The 22,117-nt window shown below is 46.7% G+C and carries 18 protein-coding genes and 1 tRNA gene; 10 read left to right on the top strand and 9 right to left on the bottom strand.

Annotated elements, in window-relative coordinates:
* The first annotated feature begins 94 nt into the window (after positions 1 to 94).
* Positions 95 to 478 (top strand): low temperature-induced protein, encoded by a 384-nt coding sequence (locus H6F50_RS20435; protein WP_190430122.1) that lies wholly within the window; start codon positions 95 to 97, stop codon positions 476 to 478.
* Positions 479 to 666: 188 nt separating this feature from the next.
* Here the strand turns inward: H6F50_RS20435 and H6F50_RS20440 are convergent, their stop codons facing one another.
* The gene (locus tag H6F50_RS20440) at positions 667 to 1,017 is read right to left on the bottom strand and encodes a methyltransferase domain-containing protein (protein ID WP_190430123.1); all 351 of its coding nucleotides are present in this window, start codon (positions 1,015 to 1,017) and stop codon (positions 667 to 669) included.
* A 257-nt stretch (positions 1,018 to 1,274) separates the two neighbouring features.
* Between H6F50_RS20440 and H6F50_RS20445 the strand changes: the two genes are divergently transcribed.
* Positions 1,275 to 1,835: an alpha-ketoglutarate-dependent dioxygenase AlkB gene (locus H6F50_RS20445; RefSeq protein WP_242029133.1), complete on the top strand. Its 561-nt coding sequence runs from the start codon at positions 1,275 to 1,277 to the stop codon at positions 1,833 to 1,835.
* Between the two features lie 12 nt (positions 1,836 to 1,847).
* On the top strand, positions 1,848 to 2,744 hold the full coding sequence (locus H6F50_RS20450; protein WP_190430125.1) for a hypothetical protein: 897 nt from the start codon (positions 1,848 to 1,850) through the stop codon (positions 2,742 to 2,744).
* 161 nt (positions 2,745 to 2,905) lie between these two features.
* Here the strand turns inward: H6F50_RS20450 and H6F50_RS20455 are convergent, their stop codons facing one another.
* From H6F50_RS20455 to H6F50_RS20475, 5 genes are all read right to left on the bottom strand, one after another.
* A complete protein-coding gene (locus tag H6F50_RS20455; protein WP_190430126.1) occupies positions 2,906 to 3,034 on the bottom strand; it encodes a transposase in 129 nt (42 codons plus the stop codon).
* A 123-nt stretch (positions 3,035 to 3,157) separates the two neighbouring features.
* Positions 3,158 to 3,228, bottom strand: a tRNA-Gly gene (locus H6F50_RS20460).
* A gap of 80 nt (positions 3,229 to 3,308) precedes the next feature.
* A complete protein-coding gene (locus tag H6F50_RS20465) occupies positions 3,309 to 4,517 on the bottom strand; it encodes a hypothetical protein (protein WP_190430127.1) in 1,209 nt (402 codons plus the stop codon).
* 43 nt (positions 4,518 to 4,560) lie between these two features.
* Positions 4,561 to 5,241, bottom strand: a complete 681-nt coding sequence (modB, locus tag H6F50_RS20470) for a molybdate ABC transporter permease subunit (protein WP_190430128.1) — start codon at positions 5,239 to 5,241, stop codon at positions 4,561 to 4,563.
* Between the two features lie 5 nt (positions 5,242 to 5,246).
* The gene (locus H6F50_RS20475) at positions 5,247 to 9,011 is read right to left on the bottom strand and encodes a response regulator (protein ID WP_190430129.1); all 3,765 of its coding nucleotides are present in this window, start codon (positions 9,009 to 9,011) and stop codon (positions 5,247 to 5,249) included.
* 869 nt (positions 9,012 to 9,880) lie between these two features.
* Here H6F50_RS20475 and H6F50_RS20480 point away from each other — a divergent pair.
* Together H6F50_RS20480 and H6F50_RS20485 are read left to right on the top strand one after the other, a co-directional pair.
* Entirely contained in the window at positions 9,881 to 10,546 is a 666-nt protein-coding gene (locus tag H6F50_RS20480) for a GNAT family N-acetyltransferase (protein ID WP_347277191.1), read from the top strand.
* 451 nt (positions 10,547 to 10,997) lie between these two features.
* Positions 10,998 to 11,549, top strand: coding sequence for a hypothetical protein (locus H6F50_RS20485; protein WP_190414951.1), 552 nt, complete (start codon positions 10,998 to 11,000; stop codon positions 11,547 to 11,549).
* A gap of 46 nt (positions 11,550 to 11,595) precedes the next feature.
* On the opposite strand, the gene H6F50_RS20490 is transcribed toward H6F50_RS20485, so the two are convergent.
* Positions 11,596 to 12,720: a histidinol-phosphate transaminase gene (locus H6F50_RS20490; protein WP_190430130.1), complete on the bottom strand. Its 1,125-nt coding sequence runs from the start codon at positions 12,718 to 12,720 to the stop codon at positions 11,596 to 11,598.
* 25 nt (positions 12,721 to 12,745) lie between these two features.
* Positions 12,746 to 13,579, bottom strand: a complete 834-nt coding sequence (locus tag H6F50_RS20495; RefSeq protein WP_190430131.1) for a metallophosphoesterase — start codon at positions 13,577 to 13,579, stop codon at positions 12,746 to 12,748.
* Positions 13,580 to 14,052: 473 nt separating this feature from the next.
* Between H6F50_RS20495 and H6F50_RS20500 the strand changes: the two genes are divergently transcribed.
* Positions 14,053 to 16,749, top strand: a complete 2,697-nt coding sequence (locus H6F50_RS20500; protein ID WP_190430132.1) for a PAS domain-containing protein — start codon at positions 14,053 to 14,055, stop codon at positions 16,747 to 16,749.
* Between the two features lie 36 nt (positions 16,750 to 16,785).
* Here H6F50_RS20500 and H6F50_RS20505 read toward each other — a convergent pair whose 3' ends face one another.
* Positions 16,786 to 17,106: a TMEM14 family protein gene (locus H6F50_RS20505; protein WP_190430133.1), complete on the bottom strand. Its 321-nt coding sequence runs from the start codon at positions 17,104 to 17,106 to the stop codon at positions 16,786 to 16,788.
* An 88-nt stretch (positions 17,107 to 17,194) separates the two neighbouring features.
* On the opposite strand from H6F50_RS20505, the gene H6F50_RS20510 reads away from it, so the two are divergent.
* The 4 genes from H6F50_RS20510 to H6F50_RS20525 form a co-directional block, all read left to right on the top strand.
* Entirely contained in the window at positions 17,195 to 18,520 is a 1,326-nt protein-coding gene (locus H6F50_RS20510) for an ATP-binding protein (protein WP_190430134.1), read from the top strand.
* A 165-nt stretch (positions 18,521 to 18,685) separates the two neighbouring features.
* Positions 18,686 to 19,681: a tellurite resistance TerB C-terminal domain-containing protein gene (locus H6F50_RS20515; protein ID WP_190430135.1), complete on the top strand. Its 996-nt coding sequence runs from the start codon at positions 18,686 to 18,688 to the stop codon at positions 19,679 to 19,681.
* A 148-nt stretch (positions 19,682 to 19,829) separates the two neighbouring features.
* Positions 19,830 to 21,152, top strand: a complete 1,323-nt coding sequence (locus H6F50_RS20520; RefSeq protein ID WP_190430136.1) for an ATP-binding protein — start codon at positions 19,830 to 19,832, stop codon at positions 21,150 to 21,152.
* Positions 21,149 to 22,117: DEAD/DEAH box helicase (locus H6F50_RS20525; RefSeq protein ID WP_190430137.1), on the top strand; the 969-nt coding region annotated here is incomplete at its 3' end. The genes H6F50_RS20520 and H6F50_RS20525, both read left to right, overlap by 4 nt.

Genomic DNA, 22,117 nt, shown 5'->3' on the forward strand with positions numbered 1-22,117 from the left:
CAAATAAGAGAGGTCGTTCAGGCAGTTGTTTCGTCTGATCCGATCAACAAATCTTAATAGTGCTAATTTCGACAAATTAGGAGAGAGGGACTCTATGAAATCGATCCGTTTCAGCCTGTCTGCTTGGGTACGTCCAGTGCGTATGGCGATCGCTGCTTGTTTTTGCGCTTTAGTATTGTTCAGCTATGCAACCCCAGCCTACAGCAGCCCAAAAACCCCCGCAGGATATAGCGGCACTAACAGTCGCCCCGGAGACGGAGAAGCCAATCTGACGAAGATTGAAGAGAAATCACAAAAGGCGGTTCTGAAAGACCCCTATTCGCTTAAGGAGACTCAGAAGGAAGCCAGCCAGGGTCTGAATGAAATTCAAGGAGCCGCTGATGCTGACAAGATGAGTACCAACGAAAACTCGCAAGGCGTCCAATCAGTTGAACAAAAAGTTCAGAAGGCGCTGGAAGGCATTACAGGCAAAGACTAAGGAGCCAGTATTTGCTCAAGAGTGAGCGCCCTAGTATCTGCTGAGTGCGGATGCAGGGTCTCATCATCAGGGCAACTCCGCAGGGGTTGTTCTTGATTTTATGTAGGGCAGGCAGGAGTCTGCCTTGTTTTTTTAGGCTGGCGATGCTGAAACGCTGGCTCGTTGGAGCGTGTGACGGCAATAATGCCCTAGAATTGGAGTTCTCTTGTGGCTTGAGGTCTAAGTTCAGTCTTCAAGGCGTGGATATGGGTAAATTTCCATGCATCCTGAACGCTGACAACAATGAATCCTAAAGCCTCTAGGTCAGTTTGGAATTGAGGGTGATCGCTAAATCTTGAAGTTGCTTCGATAATATGAAGCTGACCATCCAGTTTCAGAGTGCGATACGCCTCGCGCAGGTAATCGCTGAAATTCGCTCCCATGAGTGACAGGCAGAAAATCGCTACATCTAGCCTTTTATCGTCAAGGGGAACGTGCGCGATGTCGCATGTAAACTGTATGGCGATCTGAAACCGCCTCAGCCAGCTTTGCCTCACCACAACCGAAGTCGCTGATAGTGTAGCCGCTACGTTGTTGGCACCGAAGCGTAGGCTGTGCGGCTTTTCCCTAGTGGAGCCTATTCAACGATAAAGAAGGGTGAAAACAAAATACTGTTACTGTTATGATGGCAAGATAAATAGCAAAGTATAAAATATTTTTTGCAGGTTAAGGAAGTATGAGGATTTCTAATTACAACCAGCTCAGTTTGTGGGATGAGCCTAAAACCGACAGGATAACATCCCCTGAGTTATTGTGTATGCCTGATGCAGAAGTAACTTTATATTGCAATTTTTTTGATAAAAATGAAAGCGATAAACTTTACTCGCAATTATACAAAGAAATTCATTGGAGGCAAGAAAAAATAAAATTGTATGGCAAAGAGTTGAATATACCAAGGCTCACAGCTTGGCATGGAGATAGTGGCAAGTCATACACTTACTCGAAGATACCAATGTCTCCTGAACCGTGGACACCCACCTTGTTTTTAATAAAGTCACGGATAGAAAGCTTAGCAGGCATAAGTTTCAACAGCGTTCTCCTCAACTTATACCGCAACGGGAATGATAGTGTAGCTTGGCATAGTGATGATGAACCTGAACTTGGCGAAGAACCTGTAATTGGGTCTGTTAGCTTTGGAGGTACTAGGCGTTTTATGTTCAGGCATAAAGTCGCAAAGGAGCAAGTTGAAGTAGAACTGACACATGGCAGCCTTCTTGTTATGCAGGGAACAACACAACAATTTTGGCAACATCAAATACCTAAAACATCGAAGCGGGTCGAGCCTAGAATAAATCTTACTTTCAGAGTAATCCACTAGCTCGCCAACAATATGTACGATTTAATTCTAGAGGAACTCTATCGCTCAAAGGGCATTACTGATGAAAATGAAAAATTGAATTATCTGAGGCAATTGCAACCATATGTTAGAAATCTGCGGTCTAGCTACACCACCGCTGGACAGCAAGTAACAGCGAGTTATCTAGACCACAACCCCCAAGCAGCTTATCTCATAGCATATTATCCTCACTACTACCAAATTGTTTATAGTCTGCTTAAAGATTTGGCTGCCAGAAAGGTTGTACTACCTTTTAACTCAACAGAAGTGCAAGCTTGCTTTTTTGGAGCAGGACCAGCACCAGAAATTTTAGGCTGGTTAGCTTACATGAGGGACAAATTTTCAGGTGTTCAAAATGCGATAGCCAATACTTTTGATATTGCTGCTAATGATTGGGAATTTAGCCGCAATATTACTAAAAATATAGTTCCTAAAGGTTGGAAACCTCCTCGCAAATTTCAACTAAATAGTGAAAATAAAAACCTTGATCTTATTGATTCCAATTGCATGGAGCCAATAACTGATGTAATTAACAAGACGCATTTATTTGTAATGCAAAACTGCATGAATGAGTTTACAACAAACAAAACTGAGATAATCAATAATATTATTTACCTTATTGAGGAAATGCCTTCTGGCAGCATATTAGCAATAGCAGACTTGATAAACTATCCTCAAGTTAATATATTAATGGATTCAATAGAGAATCGTATTACATGCCAAGGTTTAGCGACGCTGGTGCGAAGAAGGCAAGAAGGCGTTATTGAGTTTCGTTCTAAGCAAGCTGATAACTTGCCGGAAATGATTAGAAATAACCTTCTTACAGGTGAGGATGGGCTAAAGCCAAAAGAAAAAGTAAGATTTCAGTATTTAGCTGTTCAAAAAAAATAAATTTCATTTCTAGTTAGAATAGGCGATCTCCTTATTGCCTTTAGCAGTAAATTTAGGCAATACCAAATCTGGTACGAGCCTTGAGTTCTGGGTGAAGCAAGCCAACACACCAAAAGCACCACGTATAATCCAACTTCAAAAATGGTGTGTGTGAAGTGAAGCTATCGCGTAATGGCATCAGCTTTGCCGATAATATAACTGTAAAGTTCAGACTCTCTTTCTTGGCTAATTAGAGGTTGACGAGATTCCGGTACCCAGATGAGATGGTAGTAGGTGCGCCAAAATGCCATTAATTTAAAAATTTGGATTGGAAGTGGCGATCGGGCAGATTAGTGCCTGAAAATAAATTTCCGGCTCAAAGCGACATTAATTTGACAACGACGACAAATAATGTGGCAATCGACAACTGGAAAAGCGGGTGGCGAGAATCGAACTCGCATCATCAGCTTGGAAGGCTGAGGTTTTACCACTAAACTACACCCGCGAATTGAGGTATGGTCAAACTATAACTAGATTACTATACCACAATTTTTCAGAGCTTGAGTAGGGGAGGCGTGCATTTTTTCACTGGGAGAGAGGAGAAATTCGGATAGAGACTTCCAGCAAGCTGTCAACGGCTCCACCTCCCATGTAAGCAGGTTGAAACCTCCAGCCTTGAATTAGCTCATTGACAAACTGCGAATCGTTTAAATTTCCGCTTCCTTGCAGCACTCGCTGAACTGACGGTTTACCCGTGTTATCAATCAACAATAAAACTTCCAAGACGATAGGCTCGTCGGGAGCTTGCCCAGTTAGCAGCGGATAATCAAGGTCGGGAATTTGTTTCTGCTGTTGCTGCGGTACGGCTAATTGGTTCGGCTCATCAGTGCCAGCGTTACCAGAGCGGACATTGAACAAAGTTGCCACAACGCCTCTACCTTGGGTTGCGGGTGCGGGCGATGGTGCGCTTTGTGCCTCCTCAGCAGGCGGTGCGGGTGGAATGGGAGCTGGAGCTGGTGGGGCTGGGCTTGCCTGTACGGGAGGATCTGGCGGAGGGGTGACAGGAGCTGGGGATGGTTCGACGGGTTGGGACGGTGATGGCTGCGGTTGAGATGGCGGTGCAGGTGCGGGGGTTCCTGCATCTTGGGAGGATGACCCCAAGGGACGACCCGTTTCAGGGGCTTGCTGCGGCACAAATGGCGGGCGCGAGGCGGGTGTAGGAATGATGGGTCTGGTCGCAACCACATCAGAGTTCGGCTGCTGTCTTTGCGGGGTAGAAGGCGAGCTAGCCGAAGGGTTTTGAGCTTGAGGGAAAGGATTTAAACGAATTCTGAAAGAGCGCTGAATCCTCGGTTGAGAATTTACCGGAGGATTTTCTTGAGGCTGCGCGGGTATCGGTTGCTGTACAGGGCTTCTACCTGGAACGTTAAAATTGCGATCGCTCTCTTGTCTTTGTTGGGGAGTTGCCGCTTGTGGCTCTAACCTCTCTTCGGAATAGGGAACGGAGGTAATTAGCTCAACAGGAATGGGTTCCGTAGCCACATCGACGCTGGCAGATCCCATGATTACCCGCTGCAACATCCACATCCCCAATACATGGACAATTACAGAAATTAGAGTGTAAATACTCCACAGCGTGGATGATGTAGACCGATTCCGGGCATCGACTCGCTGCTGGGAGGCGATCGCATCTGGCTTCTCTAAGGGAGGTGGAGCTGATGCGCTAACGAGATGTAAGTGCCGAGTCGGAGGACTCTGAGCCGGATCGTTGGGGCGCTGGTTTGGTAGTGCCATTCTCAAAACTTGAAGGACTCTTATTGTTAGAAACAGTAGACGTTCACCTGAATCCGCTACGTTCCAGAAAATTTGTCAGAAAAAGAATGAACAGAGACAGCGAACTGAGAATAACCACCAAAATCAAGGCGATGTTGTCGCGTCCCGACTGAACGGCTTCGTAGATTGCCATTGGCATCGTTTGCGTGACACTGGGAATATTCCCCGCAATCATTAAAGTTGCGCCAAATTCCCCTAAAGCGCGGGCAAAACTGAGGACAATTCCTGCAAGGATACCTTTCCAGGCTAAAGGCAACCAAACGCGCCAGAGGGTTTGCAGATTCGATTGACCCAATGTCGCAGCGGCTTGTAAGTAAACGGGATCAACACTTTCTAAAGCTGCCTTTGTGGTTTTTACCATTAGCGGTAACGCCATAATGCTTGCCGCTAAGACTGCACCTTGCCAGGTAAAAATGGGCGTCCAACCAGTCGCTTCGTAGAGAGGGCGTCCGATTAACCCCTGGCGTCCAAAGAGAACCAGCAGATAAAATCCCACCACCGTCGGCGGCAAAATTAGGGGCAGCGTGACGATGGCATCCACCCAGTTTCGACCGGGAAAGCGGTAACGTGCCAACAGGTAGCCCAGCAGTCCCCCCGCGATCGCAACAAAGACGGTGGAAATCAGCGCCACCCACAACGATAAGCGCAAAGCGGAGAACAGTGCTGAGGACTGAGGACTCAGCACTTTATTCAGTCCCCAGCACTTTCTTTAAGTTCAACCGCAAAGGTGAGAACGGTTTCATCGATGCCTTTGAGCTTGAGTGGGCTGCACTTGGTCATTTCCTGCTCGTCCAGGTAATCGGCAACGGCAGCAGAAACCAGGATACAATTCGGCTCCGCTGCTTCTTGAAGGCGAGAGGCAATATTCACGCTAGGGCCGATAGCCGTGTAATCCGACCGTTGATTGCCTCCGAACATTCCCACCACGGCGGTTCCTTGGTGAATGCCGCAGCGGAACTGGACGGGTGCGCGATCGCTCGTGCCAACAATGCCTGCCTCCAACCATTTCTGATTGAGTTGCTCCAAAGAAGCGTGCATTTGTCGCGCCGCACCGATCGCCCGTCGTACCTGCTCGTTGGGTGTCAGCTCCTCTGGGGCACCAAACAGCGCTAAAATTGCGTCCCCCATAAACTTATCCACCGTGCCACCGTTATCAAACACGGCTTTGGTCATTGCTTCTAGATATTCATTCAGCAACTCAGCCACTCGTCGCGCTCGTAAGGTATTTGCCAAACTGGTAAAACCCACGATGTCGCTAAATAAAACCGTAACCAACCTAGGTTCTGGACTCAAATCCAGCTTCAGTTCGCCTTTTGCCGCCTTCTGCACCATCGTTGGAGGTAAAAAGCGCTTCAGCACCGACTCAGTCAGGTAAGAATTCAGCTCCACCACCCGGCGCTCATTTTCCTTGAGTGCTAGCAAATTGTGGACTAACGCTAACAATTCCCGGTCGTTAAATGGCTTAGCCAGATAAGCATCGGCTCCCCTCTCAGTGCCTTCAATCCGAGTATCTTCGTCTACTTTGGCGGTGAGCAAAATAATCGGCGTTCCCTTGAGTTCTGGGTTTTCTCGGAGCATCCGAATCATATCCAAACCGGACACAAAGGGCATCATCAAATCCGTCACGATCAGATCGGGTCGCCTTTCCTTAGCGACAGCGAATCCTTCGTTGCCGTTGCGAGCCATGCAAACTTGATAGCCATCATTTAGCAAAATCCGAGACACATAAGCTCGTAAATCTGGATTGTCGTCCACCACTAAAACGGTGTGAATGACGGAGGAATTGACGCTGGAGGCGGATACTGGTTGCGACTCCGTTGGTAGTGAATTCAGAGAAGATGCTGCTTCATCCTGTCTCAAAAGTTCCCAGTCTCCAGTTTCTTCTTCCACCTCCAAATCTGCCAATTCCACAGCAGCGCGATTGGATTGGACTTCAGTTGGCACTTCCAACACCTGATCCAGCGGTAGGTGCGCGGTTCCAGTTTGCAGCCAAACGGTAAAGGTGCTGCCTTCTCGGTAAACCGACTCGACAGAAATTTGACCGCCGTGGAGTTCCACCAATTCTTTCACTAGCGCTAAACCCAAGCCACTGCCTTCATAGGAGCGGTTGACTGACCCTTCCGCTTGACGGAAGCGCTCGAACAGATGGGGGATTTGTTCCGGGCGAATGCCAATGCCAGTGTCTGAAACCTGGATTCGGACATGATCTCCAGCGGGTTGCACTAGCACGGCTATCGTACCTCCCGCTTCGGTAAATTTCATAGCATTGGAGAGAAGGTTGTAGAGTACCTTGTCAAATCTTTCTAAATCTAAATAAACTGGCTGACAGGGTTTCATTTCGAGTGTCAGCTGCAAGCCTTTTTTCTCGCAGTAGGGGCGAAAAGCTTCGACAATGGTTTCGATAAATTCTACTAAGTTACAAGGACGGAAACTGGCTTGCATTCGACCGGCGTCGAGTCGTTGGATATCCAGCAGTTGATTGACCAGTCGCAGTAAGCGGCGGGAGTTGCGTAGGGCGATCGCAGCTTGGTCGTAGGGCATATCCTGATGCTGATTGACCGCTGACTCTAGCGGCCCTAGCATCAGAGTCAGCGGCGTGCGAAATTCGTGAGAAACGTTCTGGAAAAACTCGGTTTTCTGCCGGTCTAATTCCAGTAACCGCTCCGCCTGCTGCCGAGTTTTTTGATACAGTCGGGACTGCGTGACTGCGATCGCTGCCTGTGCTGCCACCGCCTGAGCTAATTCAACCTCTGAAGCGTGCCAGCGGCGAGGTCGGTTCGTTTGGCGCAAGGTAATGCTACCAATAATCTGACCATCGGAGAGTAACGGTACCACCAACAGCGCCCGCGCCGGACTCCGCAGAGGGAGATCGAACCCGTTCATTTCGGGGTTCCGATCCAGATCGTGGACTGCCACGGGGTTTTGTGTATTTAGCAGCTGTTGCAACACCGGATTTCCGGCAATTGGGACAACCGAGTGGGGTAATTGAGGATTCTTCGCTTGCAGCGAAGTATGATTGCCGAGATGCGGAGCTAATTGCATTTTGGTGACAAATGCTTCGCTCGTACGGTCGAAAATCGGGTCCTCGCTCACCGATGTATCCAGCACCAGGCTTTCTGCCCCGTCATACAAGCCCACGCACTGAACAAACTCATCCTCCCTACGCCACAGAGACAGGGCACAGCCATCCACTTGCAAGGCTTGTCCCAACTGTTGTGTAATTGCTGCAAAGATGTCCTGCGGGTCAAGGCTAGAGCGGATTGCCGTTGTAATCGTATTGACAAGGGCCTCTCTTTGTGCAAGTCGAGAAACCTGTTCGTAAGCCCGCGCCTGGGAAAGAGCCAGAGCCGCTTGATCCGCCACCATCACCACCAACTGAATCTCATCATCCTGCCAGACGCGCGGCTGTCCGCACTGGTGCAGCGCCAGAACTGCCATCAATTCCAGTTGGCAATACAGCGGCACCACCAAGCTAGAGTGGATATCCGCCTGTCGCATTGCCTCTAGGCGTTGCCTAATTACAAGAGTATCGCCTGGAAGTCGCTCATCTGTTTCGACATCATTAATGACTTCTACATCGTGCGTTTCCCACACTAACTGACTGAGAACTGAGGACTGAAGACTCAAGACTGAGTGGGGATCTTCATTGTGCTGCCCAGTCTCGTTCTCTCCCAAAGAAGACTCAGGGAGCAAAACTGAAGACGGAGTCGTATATTCTAGTGACTCCTGACTCCCGCCTTCTTCCTCCGTCCTCTGTCCTGCCGTTCTCTGCCCTGACGATGGACTCAGTTCGGAAATGATGAGTCCTGAGGATTGCCGCTTGCCTTTTGCCTCTTGTCGCTGATAAATGAATCCTTCATCTGCCATCCCGTCCTCCTGGAAGGGACGCAAAATGCACACGCTGACCTCCAGCATATGACCCACGGTTTCCACAATCGTCTGGAGGACTTGCTGAAGGGGCGAACCGCCCCGCCGGTACTGGGCGTTGCGAATGGTATTCGTGACTGTATTGAGCAGCGATTCGCGGCGCAGCGTCCGGCACAGTTCCTCAGTCCGAACCTTCAAAACGTTGTGGGTATCCATTGCCTGCTGCACCAGCGCTTTTAGCTCAGCTGCATCCCAGGGTTTGGTGACGTACTTGAAGACCTTTCCGGCATTGATGGCTTCCACCAAATCTTCCACATCGGTGTAACCCGTCAAAATAATCCGGATAATATCTGGGTACTGGGTGGCGGTGAGGCTCAGAAATTCTGTGCCGCTCATCAGGGGCATCCGCTGATCCGAGATGATCACGGCAACATCCCCCTCATGCGCCAGAATCTCCAGCGCCGCAGGGCCGTTATCTGCCCTGAGTACCTTATATTCTCGATGAAAAGTGCGATAGAGCAGGTCGAGGTTATCGGGTTCGTCATCGACGACCAGAATTTTGGGCTTTTTACTGGCTTGGGATTTCATGCCCCGCTCTCCTGCTGTAGTATGGTGCAGCTCATGCCTACGCCCATGCAAATGCAAAACAGTCTCCATTTCATGCACAGATTATTCCAGCGATTGAGATGGAAAAGCAGATGGGAGATAAAGATAGACGCTCCCTATCCAAGCTACTATCCGCATCCCACTGTTTCCGAATCCGGAAGCTGTGGAAATTGCCTGGTTGCACCCTAATTAATCTTAATTTTTCAGTTTCAGTACTGCTGTACCTTCTGGTGTCGATTTTCGAGAAACACCCCGGTTCTGGCTCATGCTCCCCGCTCCCCTTGCGGGGAAGCCTTGGTCCTACCCAACAGCGGTTCCTGAGAAATAGGGGTAGGGTGTAGGCAATGCTTATGGTCGTCAGACGACTGACAACGAACCTACCCAGTTCAATAACTTTTTGGGGAGAAAATGCACTTGTCACTTACTTTTTATTTAAAATACCCGCTCTTCATTTCTGACTTTAACGTTTGGGCGTGGATCTCAGTTATAACTACTGCGATCGCGCTTCCATATCCCCTGCTCCGAAATTGATCGATAACAGGCTGTTAGAGAAATACCTGGACGAGCGCTGCTGCTCCGGACACGATAGCGATGCTGGCTCTACCGTCCGATGCCAATTTTCCCTAGGCCGATGCACTCCTTGTACAATAGTATCCTTGCTGGAACAAAAGAAGCTTTGCCTAAGGTAGGCATTCTTCCAGGCTAGGGCAACCTAGAAACTCTCCAGCCTAGCAACTTGTCAATCTTCCCAGTTAATTCATTTTGCTCCAGTACCCCGATCTTAAACCTGCAAAAATCACTGCAAAATGATCTAGGATGAAACCTGCTAGATATCCAATTTACGCTCGGCTGTGAATCCCTGCTTTCCACTCTTGCACCGCCAACCTGAAAGAGCCGCACAACCGAATGGTGCCTCTCACTTTATCATCCGGGCAGCCCACCAAAATGATGTGACCAGCCTCACCGAGATCCTGGCAGATAGCTTTCACCCTCGGTCAGGAATTTGGGCTTTGGCCTATCCGTTATTTCGACTGGGAATTTACGAAGATTTACGCAATCGACTGCGCTTGATTCCTCCGAATTACATCTGTTTAGCCGCTGTCGCTTCGGGTAGTACCAATCAGGGGAGAGGAGAGGACTCATCGCCGTCCCCAAAAGCACAAGAACGCCAAGGAACAAATGCTGATTCCGTGGTAGGGACGGTTGAAATGGGGCTTCGTCCCTGTTCCTGGCAACCCTGGAGTTCTCAATATCCTTACATCTCGAATTTGGCTGTCCACCGCTCGTGTCGGCGACGGGGAGTAGCGCAGCAGTTACTGCTGCGCTGCGAACGAACCGCTTTGGAATGGGGATTCTGCGACCTCTACCTGCACGTGTTAGAAAATAATCATCAGGCACGGCAGCTTTATCTGAAGGCGGGATATCACCTGCACCATAGCGATCCCAGATGGAGTGACTGGCTGCTGGGGCGTCCTCGACGGCTGTTCTTGCACAAACACTTGCCTTCTGGAAGCTAAAATAACCTTCCCCTCGCCTCCCTGAGATTCTCTAGATTTGAGGATGATTGGGTTGAAAATTGCTAGCTAGAAAAGACCTTTAATCAATTCAATCAGTCTTTAAATCAGTCAGTGACTCTTGCTTGTCGCAACTTCACATTAACTTTAAACAATTGTCACTTTTGGGGGTAGATTATTGAAGAATACCCATTACAGTGAGGTTGTGGGCGACTACTGGCTGTTGTATTTTCTACGCTCGGACAAGATGCCATAAAATAAAATTAAGAATTACCGCTTGGTGACTTATACTAATGTCAAATGTTTTGATAATGTAATTATTGTTTACATACATAATAGATGGCAAACTGAATCTCAAGCTTGCAATCCATCCAGAACTAACAGACTTGGGTTTGCCTCTGTGCTTCCGGTTCGGGTGCATGCTCAAAGAAAAAATATAGCAGTAAGAGTTGACATGGATAGCGACAACCAACAGCGCTACCAGACTGTCCTATACAAAGCGGATGCCAATCAAAGCCCTACCTGTGTCGCCCGCTCTCAAGGCTCTAATGGCATGAATAATGAAAGCCCGAACCCTGACGAGGAATCGTCTGATATCCTTAATCAGCTGCATGATAAACATCTGTTGATCGTGAATAGTCGCCGTCGGAATGGCTTGATCCTCTACAAACACTACCATGCAGAGTTTGCTGGGCCAGGAGCGGCTGTGGGCGGATTGTTTGATGTGGATGCGAAATGGGTGTTGCCAGTGGGCAATTTGTCGTTGGTAACTCCTGAATCCGCTCAGGAACGGCAGAATGCTTATTTGATTCGGAGACAGTGGATTCGACTCACGAAACAAATTACGGATAACCCCGTGCCGCTGCAACGAGCACAGAAGATCCTCGAACAGTTTAAGCAGTTCTTTGGCACGGAGACGCTGACGCAAGTACCGGACGATGCCTTTGCGCTGTTGGTGGGGGTGTTGCCAGATACTATCCGCAGGGCACGGGATTTGGAGGATTAATTAAAAATTAAAAACTAGGAAGTTTTTAATTTTTAATTAATCCTGCTTAGTTGATTGCTTTTAAGGCTGCCAGGAGATGCTGGCGCGATCGCTCATTTTCTTCTTCACTGCCTACCGTCAGACGAATGCCGCCGCCGGTGTGACGAACTAAGGTTCCCTGTTCTTTGAGTTGCTGCGCCAATCGAGTCAGGGCTTCCTCTGTCGGGAGACGCAGGTAGATGAAGTTTGAGGCACTGGGCCAAACTTGTAAATCCTGTTGCTCTTTGAGAAAATCGAGTAACTTTTCTCGTTCGCTAAGAATTTGGGGAATGCAGCTAAGTAGCAGTTGCTGCTGGGAAAGGGCAAGTAAAGCGGCAGCTTGGGTGAAGCTGGGGAGATTGTAGGGGAGACGGACTTTTTCGAGGGCGACGATGAGTTCTGGGTGAGCGATCGCATATCCTAGTCGCAGTGCTGCCAGCCGAAACGCCTTGGAAAATGTTCTGAGTACCACCCAGTTTGGATGCTGCGACAATTCACCCACCACGGTTGTCTGGCTAAATTCAAAATAAGCTTCGTCAATGACCACCAAAATATGCTCTGGCAAACTCCGCAGCCATTCCAATTCAGCAGTAGTTAAGGCGTTGGCGGTGGGGGAGTTGGGATGAACGACAAATACCACTCGGATTGGCGGATTCTGGGTTTCCTCAATGGCTTTTTGGGCAGCGGCAAGATCCATTTCAAAATTCCCTTCCTTACGCCCGACATTTACCACAGGAATGCCTAAGGTATGAGCTAGAATCGCGTACATGGAGAAGGTGGGATCGGCGACCAAAATCGAGCCTTCGTTGCCGAGACAGGTGGCAATCAGGAGGGAACGAATAAGTTCATCCGAACCATTACCTACAGAGATATGGGCTGGGGTAATGGAGGCGTCTAAGGATTCGTTCGCGTATTGGGCGATCGCTTCTTTGAGTTGGGTATGACTGCCATCAGGATAGCGATTCGTCTCAATTAGCTGCTGATAAGTCCATGCCAATTTTTCTTTTAATTCTTTCGGCAAATCAAAAGGGCATTCATTGGTATCCAGCCGATCGATTGGAATTGAACCCGTGACTGGACTTCCTGATGCGCCGCCTGGGTGGGGCATATAGGCGCGTAACTGAGATAAATCTGACCGGATGAACGAGAACATAAATTCTTGATCTAACAACTAAAAACTATTTTTGATCCACCAGCGCGATCGCCGTGACTTCTGGCGGACAAAATAGGCGTCCGGGCCAATAGGTTCCCAGCCCCCGATTCACATATAGCTGGTTTTTTCCCACCTGATGCCACCCCTGCGCCCATTCCCAACGCTCTACCACTTTATTGCATTCCTTCATAAAAGGCACCCAACGCTGCATCGGTTTGGGAATCAGGTGACGGAAGTTTTGCAGCAGTTGCGGTGCTGGACCATATCCAGGAATTACTACTTGACCGCCGTGAGTATGACCCGACAGTTGCAAATCTACCCGCCATTCTTGCAAAATCTCGGCAGTATCTGGGTTGTGAGATAAGACGATTCGGGGTGTATCCCGATCGAGTTGATTCATCACTGGCGCTGGATTAAAGTCCCGCGACCAAAAATCAGCAAGTCCGACGAAGGGCAATTCTTTTCCCAATGGATAAGCAATTTCATTGCAGAGTACATGAATCCCAATGCTAGTCAGGGCGTCTTGCACCACTTGTTTTGAATGACGATAATAATTATCGTGGTTGCCCAGTACGGCATAGACACCAGCGCGACCTTGCAAGTGTTTTAGCCGTTGCACTAGGGCGTGAATGGGAGATGGGTCATCAGTCACGAAGTCGCCAGTCAACAAAACCAGGTCGGGTTCGAGTTGATTGCTGACTTCAATTGCCTCTGCGAGTAGTGTTTCGGATAATCGCTTGCCATCGTAGTGCAAATCAGACAGTTGCACTAGCTTTGTGCCTTGCAAAGATGCCGGTAAACCCGCGATCGCTACTGTTAAATTTTCTACGCTTAAAGATTCGGTTAATATCCAGTGCATTTTGTCAACTTTTGCTATCTGGCGATTCCAGGATAGCTCAGAGATGCTATTTGTTGCCTTGCCACCTGATTAAGGAGCGAAAGCAAAAGAATGGATTAAATCTTTTCAAGATTGCTTGACTAGGCTGGGTTATGGGCTTCTTGATTCGCTAGCGTCCTTGCAATAAATACAAAAGCGATCGCTAAATGGTTCTTTTTACAATAGTTCAGAACAAGGTCAGAACATTTATCTGTGAATTTACTGACTTTTTCGTAAAAAACGGACAAATAGTCAATGTAAATACGGTTTTATAATTAGTAAATGTATCCTATGTTTATTAGGAATAAATTTAAGTTTAGCCTATATTTAGGCACAAACGATAAACTGTATTATTTTGGTAACTTGTATAAATTTATCTAGCAAAGCTCAAAAGATTTTTTCTATTAAAAGTTAATGATTGGTCAGTTATTGGTATTTGGAAGAGTCCGATTTTTATGATTAAAAAGACGGAGTTTATCGAATTTCCACAATCCTACTCCAGAAAAGCCGGTATTATTGTCACCCTAATTGGATGTGTTGTTTTACTGGGCTGGATATTAGACATTACAGCCCTTAAAAGCATTTTGCCAGGGCTGGTAAGCATGAAAGCCAACACAAGCATAGCCTTTATTCTGAGTGGATTGTCTTTGTGTTTGTGGCACGACGCGGAACACAGAAGACAAAAGGCAAAAGATAACCGGAGAAAGTCTTCGTTTGACCTTTCTCAAGTGTTGGCGATCATCGTCATTTTAATCGGTTTATTGACACTAATTGAGTATGGGTTTGGATGGAATCTAGGAATTGACGAACTGCTGTTTAAAGACCCAGCAGGCGCTGTTGGCACCTCTGCACCAGGGCGAATGTCTCCCAATAGTGCCCTGAGCTTTTTCATGCTTGGCTCTGCCCTTCTGCTGTTATCTAAAAGAGCGTACCGTCCGGCTCAATGCTTTAGCTTAGGCGGGTTTTTGATTGGTTTTCTGGGTCTTTTGGGCTATATCTACGGCATCACCTCGTTGTACGGCAAGAGTTACAACACAGGTGTGGCGTTGCACACAGCGATCGCATTCATCCTGCTTTCCACCGGAGTCCTGTTTGCTTGTCCAGATCGAGGACTAATGACAGTTGTTACAAGCGACAAAGCAGGCGGATTGATGGTGCGGCGGATGTCGCCAGCCGCGATTGGCATTCCCTCAGTGCTGGGCTGGTTCATATTATGCGGCTACCAATCTCAGATTTATGACAGCGAACTTGGGCTGGCTCTTTTTGGCGTTTTCAACGTAGTTATTTTTGCCTTTTTAATTTGGTGGAATGCCAGATTCCTGAATGCGGTTGACAGCCAGCGCCACCGAGCAGAAGCAGCACTGAAACAGGTAAATCAAGAACTAGAAGATAGAGTTGAGGAGCGCACGATCGAGCTGAGTCAACTGAACGAGCAATTACACCAGCGCATTGCCGAACGCCAGGAGACAGAGGATGAACTCCAGATAAGCTATAACCTCTTGAATGCAGTCATTGAAGGAACGACTGATATCATTTTTATCAAGGATCTTCAGGGTCGCTACTTAATGATCAACTCCACTGGTGCCAACCTACTTGGCAAGTCTGTAGAGGAGATGATTGGAAAGGATGACTCCGAGGTATTTCCACCTGAGGTCGCCCCTCAACTTATGGAAACTGACCGCAGAATTATGGCTTCTGGGACAACTCAGACGTTGGAGGAAATTGTCTATATCAATAACATCGCGGTGACGTATCTCTCAACAAAAAATATCTACCGCGATCCCCAAGGAAACGTTATCGGTTTGATTGGGATGTCGCGAGACATTAGCGATCGCAAGGCGTTGGAAAAAGAATTAGCGCGGCGCGAGCAGCTTTTGAACTCATTTATTAGCGTTGCGCCGGTCGGACTCTGTATTCTTGACGACCAGATGCGGTATCTGCAAATCAACGAAGCGCTAGCACACTTCAATGGCTTGTCTGTAGAAGAACATTTAGGAAGATCCCTGGCTGAAGTCTTGCCCGACGCTGCACAAGCGATCGAATCGACATTACGCAAAGTACTGACGACAGGCGAAGCGATTCTCAACATGGAGACGTGCGGTGAATTACCTGGCAATCCAGGCGTCCTGATGCACTGGTTGACTTCTCAATTTCCCATACCTGGAGAAGATGGCAAGCCGATGGCTCTTGGTGCCACCGTGATGGATATTACCGCTCGCAAACAAGCTGAGGAAGCCCGTCAGGAGAAAGAAGTTCAGTTAAAAGAAAAAAATCAGCAGCTAGAATATACTCTCCAAGAACTCCAACGTACTCAAGGTCAATTAATTCAAAGCGAAAAAATGTCCAGTTTAGGACAATTGGTTGCAGGGATTGCTCACGAAATTAATAACCCAGTTAACTTTATCTTTGGGAATCTCACCCATGTCAGAGAATACACCCAAGATTTATTAAATCTATTGCGGCTCTATCATCAGCAATACCCGAACTCAACGCCAGAAATTCAGGAAGAGATAGAAGCGATTGACCTAGATTTTATGATGGAAGATTTTCCTAACCTGTTGTCATCAATGAAGGTGGGAGCAGATCGCATCCGGGAAATTGTTCTTAGCTTGCGGAATTTTTCGCGAATTGACGAAGCTGAAATGAAGGCGGTTGATATTCACGAAGGAATTGATAGTACCCTAATGATTCTGCATAACCGTCTGAAAGCAAAACCGGATCATCCGAACATTGAGATGATTAAGGAGTACGGTCACTTACCTAAAGTCGAGTGCTATGCAGGACAGCTCAATCAAGTGTTTATGAATTTGCTCGCGAATGCCATTGATGCGTTGGATGAGTATAACAAACAGCGATCGCTTTCCGAAATCAAGGCAAATCCCAGCTGGATCAAAATTCGCACTGAGGTACTAGAGTGCGATCGCGTCGTTATCAAAATTGCGGATAATGGCTCTGGAATGACAGAGGCGGTGAGACAACAGCTATTTAATCCCTTTTTTACTACCAAAGCCATTGGCAAAGGCACTGGACTGGGTTTGGCAATTAGCTACCAGATTGTTGTAGAAAAGCACAATGGTCAATTGCAATGTCTCTCAGCACCAGGTAGGGGAGCGGAGTTTATTATTGAGATTCCACTTCGCCAGATAGTTTAGGCAATCTATGCTTTAAATCTATCCTTTATGCGATCGCTACACTATCGCAACCAGTTGTTGAATCATCACCGCCAGCGCCGCCAAACCTAAGAGCGTCATTAATCCCGCAGGCATAAATTTGCGAGTTTTAAACAACCGGATGGCAAAGACAATGATGAGAACAGCGGTGACAACAGTTGCTAAAATCAGCCCCCACGCTTGTCCCTGCAATAACATCACGCCGCCGAGAATGAGTAATAAGCCGCTGATACTGCCAGAAATCAACGACGCTTTGCTTTGAGCTTGAGAGTAGCCCATGATGCCGCCGACAATGGCTAAAATTCCGTAAGCGATCGCGGCGATAGTACCCAGATTCATCTAGTTAAAACCTCATTGCTTGAATAGAACTTATTTCTAGCGTCGGGAGACAATTTACCATAGCTGAGATACACCACTCAGTTGATTAATGGATACTCAAGCGATCGCTTCAATCGAATTTCTGCAACGTCAAGCTGCTTCTCTGTTACTTTATCAATCCGTCCTCCGTGGGGAAGTCGGCACGGCTTTCCTGAATCTGCTACAAGCCTTAAGCAGCAGCAACACCAATGGACTGGCTTGCCTGCAAGCTTACGGCACTTGGTTTCAAGCTTTAGCCGCCAGAAATCAAGGTTGGCAAGACTACCTAATTACCCAAATTCTCAGAACTGACAATCCTTTTAGCAAGCAAGTCCAGCAATCGTCTTTACTGCCTCCGGCGCTGGTAGCTGCTGCCCAGCACGATTTACAAGCCTTGCAGAGCCTCTACAATTGCAGTAGCGACCAGTTGAGCCGGTGGGTGCAAGCCACAGCCAAGTTACTCGCGGCACCAGTCGCCTGGAACCAGCAGCAGGATAGGGTAGGTGCAATTCACGAATTGCCCATTTGGGAGAAATTCCAAATGTCAGAAAATTGGGTAGATGTGCTGGAATCTTTAGCCGCTCATTATCAGCGATACGGAACGGGGCTGTTTGCTTCTTATCGGGCGTTACGCTGGCAATCTGGGCAGTTGGTAGGCATTTCATATGCCGATCCCGTGCAGCTTCCAGAATTAGTCGGCTACGAGTCTCAGAAAGACTCTTTGCTGAAGAATACAAAATTTTTACTCGCCGGTCATCCAGCTTTACACGTTTTGCTCTACGGCAGTCGTGGTAGCGGCAAATCTTCTTTGGTGAAGGGGTTGTTAAATGAGCCTGATACGGGAAACCTCCGCCTCGTCGAAGTTGCCAAATCTGAACTGAAAGATTTACCAACCATTGTCGAGCAGTTGCGGGGTGTGCCTCAGAAGTTCATCATCTTTGTTGACGATCTCTCCTTTGAGGAGGATGACGACGCTTTCAAAGCTCTTAAAGTAGTGCTGGAGGGCAATTTAACCGCACGTCCTCAAAATGTGGTGGTTTATGCGACTTCCAATCGGCGGCATCTGATTCGAGAATTTTTTAGCGATCGCCCTCGTCCCAAGGACAATGAAGAAATTCACTCCTGGGATACGGTTCAGGAAAAGCTGTCGTTTAGCGATCGCTTTGGTCTGACTTTAACCTTTGAACCCGCCGATCAGAACACCTACCTAAGCATTGTTCGCCATCTCGCAACCCAAGCCGACATTTCCCTCAGCCAGGAAGATTTAGAGTATCGTGCCTTACAGTGGGCAACTCGCCACAACGGGCGTTCTGGACGTACAGCACGGCAATTCATTGACTTTCTCAGGGCAGATTTAGCTGTTACTGGTTCAGAATCTCGTAGATTAAACACATAATTAGAATTCTGTTCGGATGAATTGGACCTTGGGAAATGCTGACTTTATCTCACAAAAAATGATATGCGATCGGTTAAGGTAAGCAATCGGATTTTACTAGGTTTAATTGCCTTCGGTGTGAGCTTTTTCCTGAGCCTTATTGCTAACCGAGATTTCCCGAAAGCCTTGGTTACAGGTTTAATTACTCTACCTGCTACTTATGCAGGAGCTATTGTTGTACAAATTAAACAAAGAAAGCAGAAGTTTTTTCTACAAAATGAAATTCAAGCGATTTCCGATGAAAGACAAAACTTAGAAGATAATCTCTATTATTTGGAGTCAAACCTAAACCAATTGCACGGACAAATAGCAGAAATCTATAACCGAAGAGAGGTCATTAATCGGGAAGTGTCAACTTTAGGAGCTTATAGATACCAACTAGAAGAACAAGGGTTTATTCTCCAAACTCAACTTGAGGTTCTGGAAAGGCAAAAAGCAGAACTCAATGAATCTTTGTTGGCTGCAACATCGGAAAAGCAGAAGACAGAAACTAGCTTAAATTCCCTGAAAACGGAATTCAAAAAACTGCAAGATCAAGTTGCAGATAATCAGAATCAGAAAACCATCCTTGAACAGGAAATCACTAATCTCAAAAAACAAAAACGCCCTTTACAATCAGAAGTAGATAATCTGCAAGCTCAGCTTCAGACGCTGGAAACACAGAGAGGGGTGCTGAATCAATCTCTGGCGTCTTTGAAAGTAGAATTAGGTCAGTTGCAAGGGCAAGTATCCTCTTTAAAGTTGGAATACGAGCAGTTAAAGAGTGGTAACTTAAACTTCCAAAAACCTCAAAAAGGACAATCCCAAACAATCCCTTTTTGGGAAATACAAAGAAAACAATCAGTAGAAAATTTATCAGCGGAATGGACTGCTCTAAAAACAAAACTTACGAATGATGATATTCAGATAATCAAAGCCATAGTAGAGCAAAACAATCCAGGTGCAACTCTCAAGAAAATCGCTGAGAAAAATATAACTATGCCTCAACTATTGATAGATGCAATAAACGAACGTGCTATAGATACCATTGGCGATTTTATCATTGAACCAGGTTCGGCATCGATTCCGCCTGCGATCGCAGAAGAACACTTGACAAAAGTGAAGAAGATGCTCGAAACTTAGTTTTATAAAACTAACAATTTATCAAAATTTATTATAAAACCTAAGTAAACTGAATCAAAAACCTCAACTCATTCCTCGTAGGTGAGACAGAATGAGAAACGTCAAAGATTTGTCCGCCTATATAGCAACAAATAAATTATTTTAAATCATGACGAAAATCAAAATTACCAAAAGAATATCGAATGCTTTAATCAGTTCTCTTGGTGCAGGTGTTGTTCCTAGAATCGGTCTGGAACATATTGCTGTCGGACGCGAAAAAGAAGTCAAAGCTATTTTACAGGATTTCGATAATATTGGCGAAGGCGGTGCCGGGTTTCGCTTCGTTGTAGGACGCTATGGTTCCGGTAAAAGCTTTATGCTACAACTGATTCGCAACCACGCGATGGAAAGAGGTTTCGTAGTAGCTGATGCTGATTTATCTCCCGAACGGCGACTCGCAGGAACTGACGGAAAAGGGATTGCAACTTATCGGGAATTAATGCAGAATCTTTCCACCAAAATTCGCCCAGAAGGTGGCGCTTTCACACCCATTTTGGAAGGATGGATTAATAATATTCAAAACCAAGTTGCACAAGAAAGCGGGATGCGACCCAACGACACTGGGTTTGACGATAAAGTAGAAGAGAAAATTCGGGAAGTCGTTAAGGATATAGAAGGTTTAGTTCACGGGTTTGACTTTGCGAATGTCATCATCGCTTATTGGCGCGGCTATCGTTCGGAGGATGATGATAAAAAGGAAGCAGCGCTACGTTGGCTTCGAGGGGAATTTGGGACGAAAACTGAGGCAAAAACCGCGCTGGGAGTACGTGTCATCATTGACGATGAAACTTGGTATGACTACATTAAGCTAGTTGCAAAGTTTGTTTCAGACATTGGCTACAAAGGACTTTTGATTTTGGTGGATGAAGCTGTTCATTTGTACAAAATTACTCATACCGCTTCCCGCCAAAAAAACTACGATAAGCTATTGGCAATGTTCAACGATACGATGCAGGGAAGAGCAGAAAATCTCGGCATTTTTATCGGCGGAACGCCCGAATTTGTGGAGGACAAACGCCGGGGGTTGTATAGTGATGAAGCATTGCGATCGCGCTTAAGCAGCCGTGTCAAAGGAGGTCATCAGGATACCTCAGCACCCGTCATCCAACTAGAAATATTAACTCCGCAGAATATATCCGAGCTTTTGCACCGATTGGTGGATATTCATGCTACCCATTACAACTATAATAAAACTCTGAAACCAAGTGATTTGCAAGAGTTTATGCAAGAAGTTGTCAATCGCTTAGGTGCAGACAAATTCTTGACCCCACGTGAAGTTGTCCGCGACTTTATCAGTATTTTGAATATCCTCCAGCAAAACCCCAGCATCTCTTTTAGAGAACTTATTCATGGTTCTAATTTTAAACCGACTTCTCCCGGCAAAAACCCAGAAATAGATGGGAATACTGAATTTGCAGAATTTACCTTATGAGCGAACAGGCTTTTGATAAATTAGCGCCTTTCATTCAAGAATACATCTACACCCAAGATTGGACTGAATTAAGAGACGTTCAAGTTGAAGCGTGCAAGGTTATTTTTGACACAGATGCTCACTTGTTGATTGCCGCCGGAACCGCATCCGGGAAAACAGAAGCGGCTTTTCTTCCGGTTCTAACTTTATTACATCAAAACCCATCTACAACGATTGGGGCACTTTATATTAGCCCGATAAAAGCGTTAATCAACGACCAATTTGAGCGTCTAAATGACCTTTTAAAAGAAGCAGATATTCCAGTCTGGCACTGGCACGGCGATGTTTCTCAGGCTCGGAAGAAACAACTCCTAAAAGATCCCAAAGGGATTCTGCAAATAACGCCAGAATCTTTAGAAAGTCTCTTAATTAATAAAAATACTCAACTGTTTCGCTTGTTCGGAGACTTACGTTTTGTCATTATTGATGAAATCCATGCCTTTATGGGTTCCGAACGGGGTTGCCAAATTCTCTGCCAGTTGGCACGCCTTTCAAAATTTGTAAAAAATCCCACCCGTCGGATTGGTTTATCAGCTACCCTTGGCGATTATTCACTCGCTGAAGACTGGCTGCGACTGGGAACCGAAACGCCAGTCATTACTCCGGATATCGAGGGAGGAAAACGAAAGATCAATCTGGCTTTAGAGCATTTTTTTGTTTCTCCCGTTGAAACAGATGAGACTGATAGTTTAGTTGTTACTCCTTACTACAGGCATATCTTTGATATCACTAAATCTCGAAAAAGCTTGATCTTTGCTAACAATCGCTCAGATACAGAATCAGTGATTGCCAGCCTGCGTGAAATAGCCGAAGCTGAAGGATTACCAGATATTTATCACGTCCATCATGGCAGTATTTCTACCTCCTTAAGGGAAGCGGCTGAGGATGCGATGCGCGATACCAAAGTTCCATCTGTTACTGCTGCA

This window comes from Coleofasciculus sp. FACHB-712, assembly GCF_014695635.1.
GTDB lineage: Bacteria > Cyanobacteriota > Cyanobacteriia > Cyanobacteriales > FACHB-T130 > FACHB-T130.

Bases quoted from the DNA above. Each gene is read 5' to 3' on its own strand.
- H6F50_RS20435 (WP_190430122.1), top strand. From the start codon at position 95: ATGAAATCGATCCGTTTCAGCCTGTCTGCTTGGGTACGTCCAGTGCGT.
- H6F50_RS20445 (WP_242029133.1), top strand. From the start codon at position 1,275: ATGCCTGATGCAGAAGTAACTTTATATTGCAATTTTTTTGATAAAAAT.
- H6F50_RS20450 (WP_190430125.1), top strand. From the start codon at position 1,848: ATGTACGATTTAATTCTAGAGGAACTCTATCGCTCAAAGGGCATTACT.
- H6F50_RS20455 (WP_190430126.1), bottom strand. From the start codon at position 3,034: ATGGCATTTTGGCGCACCTACTACCATCTCATCTGGGTACCGGAATCT.
- H6F50_RS20465 (WP_190430127.1), bottom strand. From the start codon at position 4,517: ATGGCACTACCAAACCAGCGCCCCAACGATCCGGCTCAGAGTCCTCCG.
- H6F50_RS20475 (WP_190430129.1), bottom strand. From the start codon at position 9,011: ATGAAATCCCAAGCCAGTAAAAAGCCCAAAATTCTGGTCGTCGATGAC.
- H6F50_RS20485 (WP_190414951.1), top strand. From the start codon at position 10,998: ATGGATAGCGACAACCAACAGCGCTACCAGACTGTCCTATACAAAGCG.
- H6F50_RS20490 (WP_190430130.1), bottom strand. From the start codon at position 12,720: ATGTTCTCGTTCATCCGGTCAGATTTATCTCAGTTACGCGCCTATATG.
- H6F50_RS20495 (WP_190430131.1), bottom strand. From the start codon at position 13,579: ATGCACTGGATATTAACCGAATCTTTAAGCGTAGAAAATTTAACAGTA.
- H6F50_RS20500 (WP_190430132.1), top strand. From the start codon at position 14,053: ATGATTAAAAAGACGGAGTTTATCGAATTTCCACAATCCTACTCCAGA.
- H6F50_RS20505 (WP_190430133.1), bottom strand. From the start codon at position 17,106: ATGAATCTGGGTACTATCGCCGCGATCGCTTACGGAATTTTAGCCATT.
- H6F50_RS20510 (WP_190430134.1), top strand. From the start codon at position 17,195: ATGGATACTCAAGCGATCGCTTCAATCGAATTTCTGCAACGTCAAGCT.
- H6F50_RS20520 (WP_190430136.1), top strand. From the start codon at position 19,830: ATGACGAAAATCAAAATTACCAAAAGAATATCGAATGCTTTAATCAGT.